The sequence below is a fragment of the Microcoleus sp. Pol11C2 genome (genome assembly GCF_036701505.1).
Classification (GTDB): domain Bacteria; phylum Cyanobacteriota; class Cyanobacteriia; order Cyanobacteriales; family Microcoleaceae; genus Microcoleus.
In genome coordinates this window covers 56178-73318 of record NZ_JAUBQX010000019.1, presented here as the reverse complement: position 1 = coordinate 73318, position 17141 = coordinate 56178, and the positions used below count along the sequence as shown (strand labels likewise).

Here is a 17141-nt window from a genome sequence, read left to right as displayed (position 1 = left end):
GAAGATTTGGTGATGTTTGCTGTGACATCAAAACTTCTCTTTTAAAATATAAATAAGCAGTAAATCCTTCAAGTAGCGAGTGCGTGATTCCCCAATTAGAGCAAGTCTGAAATTATGAATGGTAACTGTGAATTCGATAAAAATCAGAATCAGCAAGGTGTCGGGGATTCACTCGCTGAAACTCAAGTTAACAACAATTATGCCCAGGGCAATGTAACTACTATGATGCGCGATCGCTTTGAATTGCTGAGTGCCTACCTCGACGGTGAAGTGACGGCGACAGAACGCCGGCAAGTTGAGGAGTGGCTGACAAATGACCCCACTACGAAGCGTTTGTACTCGCGACTGCTGATGATGCAGCAGAGTTTTCAGGCACTGCCGGTGCCTGCTGCGGAACAATCTGCCGAGGAGTTGGCGACGAAGGTTTTGCAGCGGGTGGAACGCAAGCCGAAACAAACTTGGATTTTGGGTGGAGGTGCGATCGCAGCTTTGTTGATTGCGGTGGTGTCTGGTGTCGGTGGCGATCGCCAATTGTTTGCTCCTCAGTTTGCTCGATCGCCCGTTCCTGCTGAATCAGACGGTTTGATTATGGCTTTAAACGAGCCTTTGGTGGAGATGGTTAATCCCAACGATTTGATGCTTGGGGTGAATGCACCGATAATGGATATTCCCAAAGTTGGTGTAGCAACCCCTCAAAAGTCATTGCCAAAGGCGCAGTAGGATTTCTGTTTTGAGCATAACTGAAGTTGCTAAGCTCCCTAAAAAAGGGGGCTTTTGCCATTTTTCCCAGTGTTTCAAGGTTGATAGATCCTTTGACACTTCCCCGGCTTTGAATGACGAATTGTGGGGCGATCGCATCTTGATATCGGAGTAGGTAGCGAGTGGAATTAGAGCGGGCGATCGCACTCCTCACCAGTTTTTTTGATATTTGCGATCGGCAACAGCAATGTCTCCTCAATTTCCTGCCGCACAGCAGGAGATACATTACAACCGCTATTGAGGCAATATACCAGCAATTTATTAGCATCGTAATACTTCTTCAGCAATGACTTCTGCTGTTCGCTAAATAGCCAATCGTGACCTATATTGCGATAGGAAATTATGATTTGTCTTAATTCCCGAGTCCAAACCTGTCCGTTAGCTTGCCACCATTGCCTAAATATTTCCTTGTCACCATCTGGGTGAGGTAGCTGTTTCTTAAGTTCTTGCAGTGCTTGCATCAGTTCAGGTTCCACAAGAGGAACAAGAAGAATGTCGTGGGCAAGACTAAGGGCTGGATCAATAGCACCGTCAAGTACAGGCAAAATAGCAAGGTCAAGAACAAGGTCAAGGGTAAATTCAACAGCAGGGTCAAAGGTATGTTTAACGGCAAGGTAAAGGGCTGGGTCAAGGAAACGTTCAGGGTTACGATTAAGAGCAAGCTCAAGGCATGGAAGAAGGGAAAAGTAAAAGAATCTCACGGCCGCAGGTTTGTACGGAAAATCAACAGAAAGGGATTTTTGGTTGACCCACAGTAGGAATTGCTGTAACTGCTCATCCTTAGCGATCAGTCCATCAACTTGCTGTTTGATTAACAGCAACAAGTCATCAGCTTTTTGCAACATCCCAACTGCTAACAACAAAACTTCTCGCCAACGCTTCTCTGTCAGGTGACTGACCAGTTTTCCCAAAGCTTGTGGAGCGGAATTATGAACTATTTCTGTAGCAGTCAAATACTCTTGGAATGTTAGATGAGAAAACGAATAAATCCCTCTTGCCCTCTCCACTAATAATCCATGTTGTGCCTCGATCGCCTTCAGGACAACCTCACTATCCATTTCTAACTGAACGCGGTCAGTTGTGGCATCGGGTAAGTTAGCCAGATAGTCGGCAATCAATTGCTGAACAGTATTTTTTTCAAAAAAATAATCGCCCTGCTCAAAAGTAATAGCTGCCACAAAAGCAAGTAAATATTGTTTGCGGGAAAAATTTAAATCTCGATAAACTTCATCCCGTTGAATGCCTCTAGTCTCATCCCATTTTCTGAGCATAATTTCCATTCCTTCGTCATACAACTTGGCTCGGTTGGATGGAAAATCTGCTTTGGCTTGGAATACCAAACAAGTCAGATTAAGCAAAATTGGCGTTACTGCTAGTTCTCGAATTTGCTGATTTTTTTGCAGTGTCAGCGTGTCTACAAATTGAGAAGCTAAAGCTTTCCCTGCCTCAAGATTCTGGGAAAATGCTGCAAACCAATTTTTAGCAAAGGCAGCGGTTTGCTCGCAATTAAAATCCGCTACCTCAACACAGGTAAAGGCTTCGTCGTGAAATCGGTACTTAGCAGCGGCAATTCGACAGGTAATAATAAACTGATTGTTGTAATACTTTTGGACAAACTGACGAATCTGTCTGACGACTGCATCGCTATCCGATTCGGGCACTTCATCTAAGCCGTCCAATAAAATCAAACCTCGGCCTTGACTAAGTACAGATTCAGTTTGCGATCGCGCCTCAACTCCGTAACTGGCAATTTCGTCGCTGATATATTCTAATAAGTCAAGATTAGTGATTTCAGCAAAGTTTTTCAGAGAGATAAAAATCGGTATTTTGTTTGCTTCAAATTTGGCGCGATCGCATTGAATGGCGATGTGTTTCAAAAAAGTAGTTTTACCGCAACCAGGTTTGCCGAGTACCATCAATTTAGAGTGAGATTTCACCGCATCCAATCCTGGTACTCGTTTCTGGCATACTTTACCTAATCCCAAGCGGTTAAAGTTATCCGCATCTGGGTTGAAGTCTCTGAGTAAATCGCGAATTTCTCCCGGCTGCCAACTGGTAATTTCCTCCAAAATGTTGACTTCAACGTACAGGTTGCTGACATCAACGGGCTGTGCAATATCCAACAGTTGCATTTTGCTGTATAGCTGTTGGATTTTGGTGTGGCATTTTTGCCGTATTTCTTGCACTAAGGAATCAATGTCTAAATTCCGTGGCTGCGGATTTTCTGGTGGAGGACGATCAACAATTTCTTCCCAATTCAACTGCAAAACCGTACAGAAAGCCTTGAAAGCATTAGCTTTAATGGGTTCTCTTCCTCGTAAAAAACGCCTCCAAGTTGGCAGCGACAGGCCATCGGCATAGGGCCCGGCTTCTGTCCAAGTTCGATCGGGTTCTAATGTTTGACTAGCTTCTACTAACCATTTGGGGTCTTCTATCGTCGAGCCCCTTTCTCTTCTAGCTTGCCTAATTTTTACTAATCCCTCCTCAGAGGCTTTGAGGGTCGTCATTATATAATTTACTTCTCTAATTGTCAATGTCTGTTTTCGCTCAGTTTAGCGATCGCAAACTGAGTTTGTCAAGACCCCAGCAACAAAGAGAAAATGATCCTGACAACAACTGCACGGCATACGTCAAAAGTCAGGCATAAATCATGCAAAATTTATTGTTCAGAATGCCACTATTTTTTGTATGTGAAAAACACCCATTAAATGATGACTAAGGAGGGAAAAATGAGAAATAATGCAGAGGAAATACCGTCAGGTGGAATAGGTATAAAACTAATTAGCAAAATTGCCGATGAGCTAAGTTATACCCGCACTTCTGAGGGGCGAAACTGTCTGTTAATTGTAAAATATTTTCCCTTTGATCTAATGCCACCCAAACATACCACTCATTTGGGTTATTTTAAACAGGCAATTCATGTTTTAAATGCCTTTAATTTGCCGTTCCAAAAACAACGAATTGGTTCATTTCATAGAACTTGTCACCAGCAAACTAAAACAATTAACCTTCAACTAAATACTGACCTCAAGAGTGTTGCTCAAGTTTTATGGTGGGTCGAGCAGTTTTTTTTAGACTATCTACGTATTCCCGAAGCAGTATTGCAGCAGTGCAAACTTGCTACGATCGAAGGGTTTACGAATGCTGTTCGCCACGCCCACAAAAATCTGCCCTTAGAAACTCCGATCAACCTTGAAATAACCGTATTTAACGAACGCCTAGAAGTCAACATTTGGGATATGGGAGAGCCTTTTGACCTCCAAGCCAAGTTGATTGAAGAATTGCCAGTTATTTGGAACGACCTGGGCTTTACTCTTCACTAACGCCGTTCTGAAATTGCCAGTTGTCCATTGACAATCAAAAGGAACTTTTTTGTGATGATTACTGATACTACTCCCAAGATTCTCATTGTAGATGATGACCCATCCATCCGCAATTTAATTCATCGCTTTTTAAATCATAAATATCAAGTATATTCGGCAGCAGATGGCGAGACTGCTTTAGCATTGTTTGACAAATTAAAGCCCCTGCTAGTCGTTCTTGATTGGAATTTGCCGGATACTACAGGCTACCACCTCTGCCAGGAAATGCAGCGCCGTACTAATGTTTTTGTGATCATGTTAAGCAGCCGCACAGACGAAGCTGATAAACTTAAAGTCCTTTCTGCTGGCGCTGATGACTATATCTGCAAACCATTTGCTCTGGCCGAGTTGGCAATTCGTATAGAAGTTGTGTTGAGACGCATGAGGTCTGTCACTTGATAACGTATTGTCTTCGATCAATTCGCGCTCAATTCAGCACGTCGGGAAGCAACACTCAACGATCGCACGCTCAAGTTAACAGCCTTGGAATTTAAGATATTGTATTTTTTGGCAAGTCATCCCGGTCAATCTTGGAGTCGCCAACAGCTAATCGAAAAAATCTGGGGGTGGAACTGCGACGACACAGGAGAAGACCAACTTGTTAGCGTACATATCGCTCAGATTCGCAAGAAAATGATTCAAGTTGATGCTACGGGGTCGCAGTTTATTAAAACTATTCGGGGTTTCGGTTACAAATTCGATCCGCCCGTTAGCGAAGCCCTCGAAGAGGATCGCACGCCAATGGCAATTTAGTCAGCTCATCAGCATTAACGGCTTATTTGGTGAAAAACCTATTTTCCCACGTGCCGTCGGGCAGCCAGATGCCTCTCAGAGAACGAACGCGATCGGGTAACATGAAATAAGCCCAAGCCGTGCCTAAAGATTTGAGATGTCGATCGAAGATTTCGATTTCTTCCCGCTGATATTCGTTTTGTGTCGGTTCCCGCAGCGGATGATAGTCTTCAAGTCGGTCTAAATCTTCCAAAATAGCCGAGTTTGCGAAACAGAGGAGAAAACCGCAGACTGTGCCATCTCCAGCCATCATCGCAGGATAGCCGATCGGCAGCGCAAAAAGTTGACCGCGGGCGATGGCGGGGCAAGCATCCACAACTTTTCCTTCGCAGTAGCGGAGGTAGTTGCACTCCCCCGGTTTGAGTGTGCCGTATACAAAGACTTTCATCGGGTATGGCTTAACCGCTAGTTTTTGCTAACATAGATGGCTAAGCTAATAGTTTAAGTCTCGCGGGCGATCGCGACAGCAATCTTGATAAATTTCGTTGTTTACCCTTTCTTATAATTCATGACTCTAGCAGTTAGTTTTATTGCTTTTGGACTTCACCCTTTACACCTGAGTTCTTTCTTGCCATCCCTGCCCCTTGACAGCTTGTTTTCGACTCAAGGGATTATGGTAATGCTGCTGGCGGCCTATGCGGGGGCGATGTGGATGTTTCTCACCAGTGCTCCGAAGGTACACACGGTAATGGTATCGGATCTCGGACAAGCGAGGGAGTTCTATGAAGGTATGCTAAACCTGCCCGTAGCCGAAGTGCCGCTGCACTACTACTACAATTACGAGCAAACTTTGGGGACAACTGGTATCGATCCGCTGTATTTGTCGCCGAATGTCGGGAGGGCAACGAGCTCTCAAACGATGGGGAGTCCCGAGGGTTTGTGGTATCAGTTGATGAAAAATACCCAACTGCACATTATTAGCGGGGCCGGTGTAGGGGAAAAAAATCGCCCGCGTCACGTTTGTTTCGATCGCGAATGTTTGGATCAGCTATTGATGAGGGTACAAACTCGGGGCATTAGTTATAAAATTCGCCGGGAAAAGCCGCTGAATTTTTTGGTCAAGGATTATGACGGCCGGGTAATTGAAATGGCTGAGGTTAGTAATTAGATAAGACTCGGCTCTTGAAACCGATCGTACACAAAATTTAGTCTCTGCAGAGAGGGACAAAAGAATCAAAGGGGTATTACATCCCAAGTTAGAAACCCGGTTTATCTAAAAAACCGGGTTTCTTGTTCATTAATTAATCTTAGATTCAACGCTTGATTTTTCCGAAACCGCCGCTGCTTTAATCTCGGAAATCGCTTTCCGGCTGAAAATTTGGAAGTAGAGAGAAACAAAAAACTCTTTGACTGGAAAAACTATAAAAGTCAAAGGATTAATTGTCACGATGATATTCCGCGCATCGGCTTTAGCTTGTTTGACAACTTGCTGCGCTACCCAATCTGGCGACATGATGCCGATCGGGTTTAAGTTGCTTTTAAACGGCCCTAAAATCAGTTTGCGAACGATGCAGGGCGCGTCCAGCCGGCGCAGGGTGACTAAATCTCCAAGGGCGCGTTTGCTGAGTTCGTACAGGGGACTTACAGCGGGAATTACTTCTGCTTCGGAAGTGTTGATCCAGACTTCTTTGCAAGCGATGTTTTCGTTAGTGCGGACTGTTAAGAAAAAGAGTTCCATCAGCCGCCAGGCGGAAAAAGTGTTAATTTCGTAGGAGTTTGCGATCGCCTCTCCTGTTCTTTCTCCGTGTACATTAATCCCGTGATTGATGACGAGAATATCAATTTTTTCTAAAAATAGGGCTAAGTCTGCCTCTTGGCCAGCTTGCCAAGTTACGGTTTTTATAGGTAAACTTTCGCCGTCTAAATTTAAAGTAATTTCCTCATTTCCAGAGGTGAGGGCGATCACTTTTGCACCAGCTTTGTGCAGGTGTTTGAGAAGCGAACGACCTAAAGTTCCCGATGCACCGGTGACGGCTACAGTTTTGCCTTTGAGAGAAAGTGCTGTACCCATAAGTTTATCTATTAAGGTGAAAGTACCGCAATAGTAAGCATTTTGATTGTCGAAGTGGTGCCGCCAGTGATAAGGTTTATTAACTAACCACTTGCCAGGGGGAGTCAGAAAGTCTCCCGGTTGGTGGGTGATGTCGGTTAATTCGTCTGCGCCTTTGATGCCGCACCCGCGGGCGATCGCGCTCAACAAAAAGCCTAAAGTATAAATACAGCCTGCTGCTGCGCCCCAGTGATATTCCGGCAGCCCAAAATAAGCTACAACCCACAGCAACAAGCCCAAAACCATCATCGCCGCAGCTTCGGGCACGTCGTGACGCCAGTGTGCTTGCTTGTAAATTGTCTCGCTGACGGGGGTCAAATTGGGGCGGAAAACGCGGTGATGCCAAGTGTGCAGCTTTTGCAGGGGTGTCCAATAATGGGACACGACGTGATAAAAGTCTCGTATTATTTCTGCCCAGCAGACAGAAGCTATTGCCACAGCGCCGACTATCGAGTAATTTACCATGCTCGCACCAGTTTGAAATTTGACATATTAGATATTGTCTGCTTTGAAAGATAACTCAAAATGGCTTTTATTGCTAGTCTGGAAGTTGACTCAGGCGTTTTAAAATCTGCAAAACCCGGTACAATTCATTGCCGGGATTGGAAATAACAAATTCCGACGATCGCGCATACTGGGGAGTTTCGCCTCTAACTAACTTGACAAAAGAGAAGTTAGCACCTGTAGAAATCATTTCAAAAGTAGGAGTTTCAGGATCGGACTCTGCCAGCATATATCTCAGGATTTGGGCAAGTGCTTCGTCAGTTGAAAACGAAAGTTGTTTGGATTCAATTAATGTAACCCACAAGTTTGCTTTGATAATTAGGATATCTATTCTGCCTTCGATGATTCTGCATTCGTCTTCCTCTTGAAGGGAGATAGACTTTTCGGCTTTGACTTGAAAAGGAGACTCATACAGACCCGCAATAAACAAAATAGGGCTGATGATTGTTAGCTTGACGGCATTTTCCAATACAGGCGGGGTGTCTACCAAGCTGAAGTATATGTCTTGGACGCGATCGAGCAATTGTTTTTCTGAGTCTGTTACTTCGGGCAATTTTTCTTGCCCTGCTCGGAAAAATTCGCTGTTACGAACTCGCTGCAAGCCGAAGTTATCGATTAGATAGCGGAGGTTAATATCTCTTGCTTGAAGTTTTTGCGTTAAGATATTAATAAAGGTTTTTATCGTTATTAATAATAAGTTTAGCAGAATTTTGATTGTTGACCGCAGATGAAATGCAGATAAAGCAGATTTGGCTGAGATGTCTGTTCATGGGGATTTGCGATCGGCAATTCCCTGTTTTTGCGTGGCTTGCATTTCCAGCAATTGCGGCACGGTTACAAAACGATACCCCTGCTGTTTGAGTTTGGGAATAATTGCAGATAGTGCCTCGACTGTTTGCTGGCGATTGCCGCCGCCGTCGTGCAACAATACGATCGCCCCCGATGTCGCTTGGGATAGCACGCTATTGGCGATCGCAGCGGCCGGACGTTGCAAAAAGTCTTTAGGGTCGATCGACCACATCAGCACTACATAATTCTTCTTTTGAGCGTAAGCTGCCAAACCGTTATTTAAGCGGCCACCAGGGGGGCGAAACAAGAAACTTTTGGCCCCACTCGATCGATAAATATGAACACCAGTATTATCTATTTCATCTGAGGCTGTTTTTTCGGTAACATTATGAGAATAGTGATGCCAAGTATGGTTGCCGATCGCATTTCCCGCTTGCACAACTCTTTTCGCAATTTCGGGATACTCCCGCAAATTTGCACCCAAGCAGAAAAATGTGCCCACAACTTGATGTTTCTGCAAAATTTCTAATATTTTCAAAGTTTCAGGCGAAGGGCCATCGTTAAATGTCAGGGCGATAACTTTTGAGTTGTTAATACTGGCTTTATAAACAATTTGGCTGCGAAATTGCGCGGGCGGTGCGAAGACTAAAGGTTGTTCGGGAGGTTTGGGAGAGGGAGTGGCGGGGGGAGAAGGGGGTGTTTTTAGTTTTCGGGGTTTCCGCAGGTTTGGGGGGGGATTTTCAACGGGTGCGATCGGTATTAGCGGATTTTAATTGGCGGTTTTTCTGTTTTCCCCCACCCGAGAAATTGTAATGCTCAATCCGATAAGTATAACGGTTTTAATACCCCGTTTTTTATTGCCTTTGCGACTCATCAGGTATAGGAGTTATTTTGAACAATCCCATTATGCCTGATTGCTCTGCTAGCTTAAAAGTTTGGTAAATTATTTTTCTTGCAAAACTTCGATCGCACTAAAGCTAGACTTAGGCAGAAACCGGGTTTTTTTAAGCAAATCAATCGTGGCTAGCCACCCTTTCCGCTATCAAAACCCGGTTTTTTAATAAAAAATCTACACTTTCAGACTCTTTCCCCGACAATAAAACAACGTGATGACACCCTATCTGTCAAGGACTATCTACAATCGGCAAGTTTGCCGTGCCCTTTCATCCTCCGGTTCTTGCCACCCAAAAGCAAAATGACTCACCGCATTAATTTGCGGAGTCGCCGAGCGAATTGCCCGCATTTGAATCTCCAAAGACGGCCGATTTCTGAGAGGTTTTCCCCAATCTCCAGCAATGGCAGGAATAATTTTTGCTCCCGCAGGCGCTAAACTCACTGTTCGCTGCACCTGTGGCACAATGCAGCTTACATCGCCGCAATTTCCGTAAGACATGGCGTGGAATTCTACAGCAGCCGGAAAGCTGTCCCAAGGCTGCAATCTCGAATCATATCCCCCTTGATTTATCGCTTGATTTGCAGTGGGAAAAAATACCGCTCCTACAGGAATTCCCATCCTTTGAGCTGGTTGAATTGCTATTCCCAAAAAATCTAAAATCCCTTGGACTGCGTGAGCAACGCTCAGTTTCCAGAGGTCTTTTTGCAGAATGCCAGTATCGGGAAGTGGCGGTGTCGGTTTTGATGTGGCAGTTGCAGCGTTTGGCTTGTTAGCCGCGGGAGTTCTTGAGGCAGATCTTGATGCGGCATTCTCCCTTCTAGAAGGTGGAGTTGATACTGACATCGCCTGCGGAATTCGCCCTTGCCAAAGAGGTTCTCGCTCAGTTGGATACTGTTTGACGACTGCTTGAACATCATTAGTATTGATAAATCCCTTAGTCAAATATCGCTGAATTAAATCTCGCCCTTGCTGATTGCTAGCCCGCTGCAAAAGACCTTGCTGCGATGCTGGGCCGTAAATCCACAAGTCTTGAACTTTGGTAGCAACTGAAGCGGGTCCAATGCCCCGTAGATAGCGAATGTAGTCGAACAACATTCCTTGGGGCTTGCGCTTGACTATTTGATTTACTAACAAAGTATAGTCTTGCCGGGCTTGTGGGTTGTAGGGGTCGATAAAGGCTTGATTGCCCGGAACTTCTCCGAAGTCCTCGTTAATTGCTGCGCCTTCACTTACTGTTAAACTTGTCTGATTTTTACCGTTGATAGCGAGGGTTTGCTGTCTGTCGGCACGTTGAGCATAGCTATAGCCAAAGTTCATGGTAAATAACCAGGCATAAACTTTTAAACCTCGCTGTTTGCCTTTGGCGATCGCCTTTTCTAACAAATCGTATTTCTCGTAACCGCGATTTCTCAAAACAGAAGGCCAAGCCGTAGGGTTGTCTGCAACTGGGAGCAGCACTTGACCATCGTAAAACACTTCAACATAGACTTGGTTGTAGCCTTTATTCACAACTTTGTCTAATACTCGATCGAGTTCTCCGGGTCTGACATCGCAGGGATACAAACGCAGCCAAACTGCTTGGGTTTCCGGCCAAGTTTTTTGGCGACATTCTGCTATTTCCCGCGCGTGTTTGTTCAAAACAGCAAAATATGCTTGCTGAGATTCCTGTTTTCCCGAGAGCGCGGCGCGGCGCAAGTCTTCTTTTTGATTGACCTGTTCTTGGGATAATTGACAATAGGCTGATGTTTGGGCAAAAGCTGGTTGATTTCCGATAAACGGCCAAACAAGCTGGCTGATGAAGCTACTGGTTAAAACAGCAGTTACCGCACTTAAAAAGCGTCGCTGGTGTTGAAAATTCGCGATGCGAGTTGGTGCAATTTTCATGGGAGAATGGAATGGGGTTTTCTGGTTTAAATTGGGTGACGAGCGCAAAAATGCGATCGCGCTCAACAAGCAGCTACAAATTTTCTACTTTTTTCGGTTGACTTAGTTATGGCACAAGTCGATCGCACAATGCAAATTCTATCTGGCGGCTATTTAAATTCAATAAGGGCGATCGGGTAACATAAGACTCCGCGATTAAATCGCTGCTATGTTATACAAAATTTCCTTGGCCTAAGTGTTGGCGCGCAGGCACGCGCCTTCGCGGACTCAAAAATAAAGGGGGTAAAAAGCCCGGATTTGATATCATATCCAGTTCAATTTTTCTGTATTTTTTCCCTAAATGCTGCATAAAAAAGCGCCTGGATACAGTGGGCGCTAAAAGCAGTTGATATTTCTACTAAAAATTGTTAACACTCAAATATCAAGGATGAAGATGAATTGTTAAAATTTATCCTTGATCCTAAATTTTGAGATTAAGCTCCTCTGTTAAGAGCAGCTTCAATCTGCTGAAATTCTGACTCAAGACGCTTTTTCAATTTTTCAGGAACGGGACGGTTTGGATAGGAACTATAATGTCCTGCCAAAGAGTTTAATGCCGTGCGCATTGTCGTGAAAGAGGCCAGCTTGGTAAGAGCGGGATCGCGGCGGTAGGCAGCAAAAAAATCATTGATACTTGTGCGAGCCTGGGCTTGAGCGGCTGCTTTTTCCGGCGTGCCCTCTGGCAAAGTGAGCGCTGTTCTCAAGCTCTTCACTAATGCTAATGTGTCTTGGCCATAATCTCCACTCAGAGTGGCCGGAACATTGGTACAGCCCGCTACGCCGATGACAACAACTAATACCAGGGCTAACAGACGGGAAATGTAATGCTTCATAAGGTTTAGAAAAATGGAAGCGAAAGCGGCAATCAAAATTAACCTTTATCCTATCTCGAATTGAGCTAATAATGCCACTTTATACAATTTTTTTGTGTCAATACCATGAAACAGAAAATTTGTCAATCTAAAATCTAAAATCTAAAATCTAAAATCGATTGATTTGTCCAGCAACGACGGAGAGAATTTGGGTTTGTCGCAGCCACTGAGCATCAAAAGCGCCTAGGTGAGTTGTAGTAATCAGAGTTTGAAATCGTTCTTGAATTGTTTCTAAAAGTTGATTTTGGCGGCTCAGATCGAGTTCTGCAAGTACGTCGTCGAGCAATAGTAAAGGCGCTTCGCCGACGACTTCTTCAATAAGCTGCAGTTCGGCTAATTTTAATGCTAATACCAGAGTTCGCTGCTGACCTTGCGATGCGTATTGACGAGCTGGGGTATTGTTAATTGTAAATGTAATGTCGTCGCGGTGGGGGCCGACCAAAGTAGTTCCTTGAAACTGTTCTGCGATCGCCCTTTTTTGAATTTTCTCTAAAAATGCTTGTCGCACTCCTTCGAGATTATCTTTAGCGATTAATTCCGCCCCTACTTCAATATTAGCATCGTATTTCACATCTAAAACTTCGGCAGAACCGCTAATTGAACGGTGCCAATTTCGAGCTAAAGGCATCAAACGCTCCAAAATTCGATCGCGCCTGCGGATGACGCGAGCGCCCGCTGTCGCCAACTGCGCGTCCCACAAAGCTAATTCTGAATTGGGGATTGGGAATTGGGAATTGGGAATTGGCGATTGGGAATTGGCGATTGGGAAGTCTTCTGTATTTTCCGGTTCGGGACTTTCGGGTGTCATAAATCGCATTTTGTCAAAACTGTCGGAAAATTCAGCTTTGCGGAGTTCTTTAGAACGTTTCAACAGAGCGTTTCTCTGGCGCAAAATTTGGTTGTACTGCTGCAAAATGTGAGCGTAAATCGGTTCTAACTGGATGACTAAGCGATCGATCCAATTGCGCCTTCCTTCGGGTCCGCCGCGCACTAAGTCCAAATCCAAACAAGAAAATTGCACTACATTTAAGACGCTCAAAAAGTCTAAATGGCGCCGCAGTGGTTCACCGTTGATCTTCAGTGTTCGACGCGCCGCAGAGCGAAGAGTTAAAGCTAAGTCGATCGCTCCGGTTTGACGTTCGAGTGTAGCATCAATTTGCCCGATCGGCTTTGAGTCGAGTATTAAATCGCGATCGCGCCCTACCCTGTGGCTTTTTAAGGTAGAAAGCAACTCTACCGCTTCTAACAAGTTAGATTTTCCTTGCGCGTTATTTCCTACTAAAATGGTTTTGGGAGCGTCAAACGCTACCTTTTGATCGAAGTAGTTCCGAAACTGCCGTAGGTGCAGCGTTTTCAAATACATAATATTAGTAATTGGTAATTGGTAATACAGCCATCGTAGGGTGCACGACCGGGCGCATTTTACAGCTTGTCAACCGAGCGCTTTTACGATTGCGATTTTCGCCGCTCGCTGCCCTGGCAATGACATTATAACGAAGTAATAAATGTTTTATTGTGACACAATCTCTTTAGTCTTCATAGCGATGACTTTGGTAGTGATCCAGGGGTTGAAACCCCTGGCGGATGTGCTTGAGAATATTGCCTGCGAGGGTGCTAGCTAATAATGAAACCTCGCTCAGTCTTCCTCAGCGGTTAACACTATTTTCTAGATTTGTAAAAGCGCAAGAACAGTTTTTCCATTTCAATCCATACAAACATCAGAGCGCTGAAACCGAAGCAAACTAGCAACTCAAACCCCGTTAAATAATGAGTACCGAAAAAGGCTCTCAGTGGCGGAACATAAATCAGCATCAATTGCAGAATAGTAGTCACAATTACAGCCCCCCACACAAAAACATTAGTGAAGGGATTTAACTCAATAGTTAGCTGAGTGTTAGACCGAATTGCGATCGCGTGACCCATTTGCGCCAAACAAAGAGTTGTAAACACCATTGTTTTCCAAGCATCTGGATCGCCGTGTCCGGGAGAGTGAGTATATCCATAAGCCCAGGACATCATCGCGATCGTCAAAATTGCAAAAATAATCCCGATCCGAATCATGTAAGAACCCAAACCCCGCGCAAAAATACTTTCTCGCGGACTGAAAGGAGGCCTTTTCATCACGTTCGGTTCCCCCGGTTCCACGGCCAAGGCCAAAGCGGGAACGCCATCTGTTACTAAGTTCATCCACAAAATTTGCAGCGGCGTCAGCGGCACTCCTCCCAAACCCATTAAAGGTGCGGCCGCAATTGTCAAAACTTCGCCGATGTTGCTGCCCAAAATGTATTTAATAAAGCGACGAATATTGCTATAAACTACTCGCCCTTCTTCAGCGGCGGCGACAATAGTTGCGAAGTTGTCGTCGAGGAGCACCATATCGCTAGCTTCTTTGCTGACATCGGTGCCGGTAATCCCCATGGCGATGCCGATATCGGCTTGTTTCAAGGCGGGGGCGTCGTTAACGCCGTCGCCGGTCATTGCGACAAATTTGCCCCAACTTTGCAAAGCTTGGACAATCCGCAATTTGTGTTCTGGGGAGACGCGGGCGTAAACGCTAACCTGTTCGACTTGCTGTTTGAGTTCTTCTTGGCTGAGCTTTTCTAATTCTTGACCGGTGAGAACTCGATCGCCCTCTGTTGCAATCCCTAAATCGTAGGCGATGGCTTTTGCTGTTAACTGGTGGTCTCCTGTAATCATCACCACCCGAATGCCAGCATTGCGGCACTTCACCACTGCTTCGCGCACTTCCGGGCGCGGGGCGTCCAGCATACTGACGAGTCCCAGCCAAATCATGTCTTGTTCGCTGGTTTCCTCAGAACCTTCGGGCGGCAGGTTTTCCCAGAGTTTGTACGCAAACCCGAGGACTCGCAAACCGCCGCTTGCCATGTTGTTGTTTTCGACGAGGATGCGATCGCGCATTTCCTGGGTTAAAGGTTGTACTCTATCGCCGACTATAATGCCTTTGCAGCGCTCCAAAGTCAACTCTGGAGAGCCTTTTGTCAGCATCAAATAATTCGACTGCTGTCCTTCTGCTGCGGGAAATCCCGAATTTCCCGATCGGCCCGGCACTTCGCAAATCACGCTCATCCGCTTGCGTTCCGAAGAAAAAGGAAATTCCGCCGTCCGCGGCAGCAATTGAGACTGTTTTTCCTTATAAATGCCTGCTTTTGCCGCTACACACAGCAGAGCTCCTTCTGTGGGGTCGCCTAAAATCTGCCATTCTTGCTGTTCTTGTTGCAATACTGCGTCGTTGCAAACTGCACAGGCAATTAATAAAGATTCGACTTCTGGATATTCCTCTAAATTATTAATTTTGGCAGATGTCAGGCGATCGGTAAAATCTCCGATCGGCGCATAGCCAGATCCTGCGACGGCGACTGTGCAGTCGCCCGTAGAGACTAGCTGAACTACCATTTTATTTTGAGTCAGAGTACCTGTTTTGTCAGAACAAATGGTAGTTACCGATCCCAAAGTTTCTACGGCCGGCAGTTTGCGAATCAGGGCGTTTCGCTTCACCATCCGCCTAGTTCCGAGTGCCAGAGTAACTGTCACGACTGCTGCGAGTCCTTCGGGAACCACAGCCACAGCCATGCTTAGAGAAACTTCTAACAACTCTTCCCACCTGCTGGTATCGAACCCGATGCTGCCGTTCTGGAAGGTAATCATGCCGCCGATGACGACAATTGCGACTAAGCTTAGGGCTCCGGAGACTAGAACATTTCCCAACTGGCTCATCCGCTGTTGCAGGGGAGTCGGTTCGCTTTCTACTGACTGAAGCATGGTGGCAATTTTGCCCAGTTCAGTTTGCATTCCAGTGTTGGTGACGATCGCCTTTGCTCGTCCCTGAACAACTTCTGTGCCCTGAAAAATTAGGTTGAGTCGATCGCCCAAGGAAGCATCTTCGGCAAGTTCTAGCTCTGCTTGCTTGGTGACTGCTAGAGCTTCTCCTGTCAAAGCAGATTCTCTGACTTGCAGATTTGATGTTTCTATCAAGCGTGCGTCTGCTGCTATTTTTACCCCAGCCTCCAACAGCATCACGTCTCCGGGTACGAGTTCCTTGGCTGCTATTTCCGAAGTTTTGCCGTCCCGCACGACTCTGACTAGGGGAGAAGCGAGGTTTTTGAGGGCTGCGAGGGCTTTTTCAGCACTTTGCTCTTGGAAATAGCCGAGAATGCCGTTGAGTATGACGATCGCAAAAATGGCGATCGCATCTTTGGGAAAAGTATTCGACCTGATGTCCAAAAAAGCCGAAATCACGGCCACACCCATCAGCATCAACAACATGATGTTGGTGAACTGATCGACAAAAATCGACCACGGACTGCGGCCTCCTGTTTCTTCGAGTTCGTTGGGGCCGTATTGCTGCAAGCGTTCTGACACCTGTTTGCTGCTCAAGCCAGCGTCTTTGTTGCTGCTTAGCTGCTGGAGAGTTTGGTCAATTGCTACGGTGTGCCAAGAAGAGGGAGAATTTGAAGACATAAATTACGATCGATCGTGGGGCATAAAGGTGGTTGCGGCCGGACAGCTACAGCCGATCCATCTGGCTGATTACAGTAAGAGAGTTTTAAGTTTTGAGTTCTGAATAAAAAACTGTTTAACTTGGGACTGGTTTTGGGCTGTTCGATGCCGGGGAAGCAAAAAGCTTTTAAGTTCATGCGTCTGGCGGATCGAGCGCGCCGTTTGTAGGCCTACGGCTGATAGCACTTATCCACCTTACTACTAAAAATTAGAAATTCCTTCGGCGATTAAACAGAAAAGAAGCCGAGAGCAAGAGTGATTTTAGTCCGGGAATGCAAGCGTGCGCCGCAGGTTACAACCTACCTAAAAAAAAATGTAATAAAAGGTGCGTATCCGAACCCATCTATTCTCCCAGTGTTTAATGTTAAAAGAAAAAGGGCGCTGCGGTAACAGGTCTCGATCGCCTCTGTTGGTTTTCTCACCATCGACAATGCTCAGCTTGCCACACCCTTCCGTGTGACTAGCCTGTGGGAAGCAGAACATAGAAGATATAGATGAAGAAAGTTTTTTTGCAACCGCTGCAGGACAAACAGTAGATGCGGGCTCTGGGGTCAAGTTCAAGGACTCTCCATGATACAAGAATCCCCGCGTTATGAAAGACCGTGCCCGGTCTTTCAACTTCCAAAGGCTGAGTTTTGTCGCTAAATGCTGATATTTCCGGCAAAAGCTGAGGCTGT

General features: G+C 45.6%; 14 protein-coding genes. 5 read left to right on the top strand and 9 right to left on the bottom strand.

All coding sequences use genetic code 11. The features are described from left to right. Positions 1-114: 114 nt before the first annotated feature. A complete protein-coding gene (locus QUA42_RS13555; protein WP_333137715.1) occupies positions 115-720 on the top strand; it encodes a zf-HC2 domain-containing protein in 606 nt (201 codons plus the stop codon). 167 nt (positions 721-887) lie between these two features. Here QUA42_RS13555 and QUA42_RS13550 read toward each other — a convergent pair whose 3' ends face one another. Beyond that, on the bottom strand, positions 888-3266 hold the full coding sequence (locus QUA42_RS13550) for an NACHT domain-containing NTPase (RefSeq protein WP_333137714.1): 2379 nt from the start codon (positions 3264-3266) through the stop codon (positions 888-890). Positions 3267-3488: 222 nt separating this feature from the next. Between QUA42_RS13550 and QUA42_RS13545 the strand changes: the two genes are divergently transcribed. The 3 genes from QUA42_RS13545 to QUA42_RS13535 are packed head-to-tail and all read left to right on the top strand — an operon-like array spanning position 3489 to position 4874. Further along, a complete protein-coding gene (locus QUA42_RS13545; RefSeq protein ID WP_333137713.1) occupies positions 3489-4082 on the top strand; it encodes an ATP-binding protein in 594 nt (197 codons plus the stop codon). A gap of 54 nt (positions 4083-4136) precedes the next feature. After that, positions 4137-4520 carry a response regulator transcription factor gene (locus QUA42_RS13540; protein WP_333137741.1) on the top strand — a complete coding sequence of 128 codons (384 nt, stop codon included), beginning with the start codon at positions 4137-4139 and terminating at the stop codon, positions 4518-4520. Positions 4521-4526: 6 nt separating this feature from the next. After that, the gene (locus QUA42_RS13535) at positions 4527-4874 is read left to right on the top strand and encodes a winged helix-turn-helix domain-containing protein (protein ID WP_333137740.1); all 348 of its coding nucleotides are present in this window, start codon (positions 4527-4529) and stop codon (positions 4872-4874) included. Positions 4875-4896: 22 nt separating this feature from the next. Here the strand turns inward: QUA42_RS13535 and QUA42_RS13530 are convergent, their stop codons facing one another. Next, a complete protein-coding gene (locus QUA42_RS13530; RefSeq protein ID WP_333137712.1) occupies positions 4897-5301 on the bottom strand; it encodes a gamma-glutamylcyclotransferase in 405 nt (134 codons plus the stop codon). Between the two features lie 120 nt (positions 5302-5421). Here QUA42_RS13530 and QUA42_RS13525 point away from each other — a divergent pair, with 120 nt between their 5' ends. Next, positions 5422-6021, top strand: coding sequence for a glyoxalase-like domain protein (locus QUA42_RS13525; protein ID WP_333037013.1), 600 nt, complete (start codon positions 5422-5424; stop codon positions 6019-6021). A 129-nt stretch (positions 6022-6150) separates the two neighbouring features. On the opposite strand, the gene QUA42_RS13520 is transcribed toward QUA42_RS13525, so the two are convergent. The 7 genes from QUA42_RS13520 to QUA42_RS13490 all read right to left on the bottom strand — a co-directional run bounded on the left by QUA42_RS13520 (position 6151) and on the right by QUA42_RS13490 (position 16425). Then, positions 6151-7428: a bifunctional sterol desaturase/short chain dehydrogenase gene (locus tag QUA42_RS13520; RefSeq protein ID WP_333137711.1), complete on the bottom strand. Its 1278-nt coding sequence runs from the start codon at positions 7426-7428 to the stop codon at positions 6151-6153. Between the two features lie 73 nt (positions 7429-7501). Continuing rightward, complete coding sequence (locus QUA42_RS13515; protein ID WP_333137710.1) at positions 7502-8068, bottom strand: restriction endonuclease subunit R; 567 nt, start codon at positions 8066-8068, stop codon at positions 7502-7504. 165 nt (positions 8069-8233) lie between these two features. Continuing rightward, complete coding sequence (locus QUA42_RS13510; protein ID WP_333137739.1) at positions 8234-8833, bottom strand: polysaccharide deacetylase family protein; 600 nt, start codon at positions 8831-8833, stop codon at positions 8234-8236. 558 nt (positions 8834-9391) lie between these two features. Further along, positions 9392-11035 carry a family 10 glycosylhydrolase gene (locus tag QUA42_RS13505; protein ID WP_333137709.1) on the bottom strand — a complete coding sequence of 548 codons (1644 nt, stop codon included), beginning with the start codon at positions 11033-11035 and terminating at the stop codon, positions 9392-9394. 473 nt (positions 11036-11508) lie between these two features. Continuing rightward, positions 11509-11907, bottom strand: coding sequence for a photosystem II protein Psb27 (gene psb27, locus QUA42_RS13500; RefSeq protein ID WP_333137738.1), 399 nt, complete (start codon positions 11905-11907; stop codon positions 11509-11511). A gap of 148 nt (positions 11908-12055) precedes the next feature. Continuing rightward, positions 12056-13309 carry a DNA replication/repair protein RecF gene (locus QUA42_RS13495; protein ID WP_333137708.1) on the bottom strand — a complete coding sequence of 418 codons (1254 nt, stop codon included), beginning with the start codon at positions 13307-13309 and terminating at the stop codon, positions 12056-12058. Between the two features lie 296 nt (positions 13310-13605). Then, positions 13606-16425: a cation-transporting P-type ATPase gene (locus QUA42_RS13490; protein ID WP_333137707.1), complete on the bottom strand. Its 2820-nt coding sequence runs from the start codon at positions 16423-16425 to the stop codon at positions 13606-13608. Positions 16426-17141 lie beyond the last annotated feature (716 nt).

Bases quoted from the DNA above. Each gene is read 5' to 3' on its own strand.
- QUA42_RS13555 (WP_333137715.1), top strand. From the start codon at position 115: ATGAATGGTAACTGTGAATTCGATAAAAATCAGAATCAGCAAGGTGTC.
- QUA42_RS13550 (WP_333137714.1), bottom strand. From the start codon at position 3,266: ATGACGACCCTCAAAGCCTCTGAGGAGGGATTAGTAAAAATTAGGCAA.
- QUA42_RS13545 (WP_333137713.1), top strand. From the start codon at position 3,489: ATGAGAAATAATGCAGAGGAAATACCGTCAGGTGGAATAGGTATAAAA.
- QUA42_RS13540 (WP_333137741.1), top strand. From the start codon at position 4,137: ATGATTACTGATACTACTCCCAAGATTCTCATTGTAGATGATGACCCA.
- QUA42_RS13530 (WP_333137712.1), bottom strand. From the start codon at position 5,301: ATGAAAGTCTTTGTATACGGCACACTCAAACCGGGGGAGTGCAACTAC.
- QUA42_RS13525 (WP_333037013.1), top strand. From the start codon at position 5,422: ATGACTCTAGCAGTTAGTTTTATTGCTTTTGGACTTCACCCTTTACAC.
- QUA42_RS13520 (WP_333137711.1), bottom strand. From the start codon at position 7,428: ATGGTAAATTACTCGATAGTCGGCGCTGTGGCAATAGCTTCTGTCTGC.
- QUA42_RS13505 (WP_333137709.1), bottom strand. From the start codon at position 11,035: ATGAAAATTGCACCAACTCGCATCGCGAATTTTCAACACCAGCGACGC.
- psb27 (WP_333137738.1), bottom strand. From the start codon at position 11,907: ATGAAGCATTACATTTCCCGTCTGTTAGCCCTGGTATTAGTTGTTGTC.
- QUA42_RS13495 (WP_333137708.1), bottom strand. From the start codon at position 13,309: ATGTATTTGAAAACGCTGCACCTACGGCAGTTTCGGAACTACTTCGAT.
- QUA42_RS13490 (WP_333137707.1), bottom strand. From the start codon at position 16,425: ATGTCTTCAAATTCTCCCTCTTCTTGGCACACCGTAGCAATTGACCAA.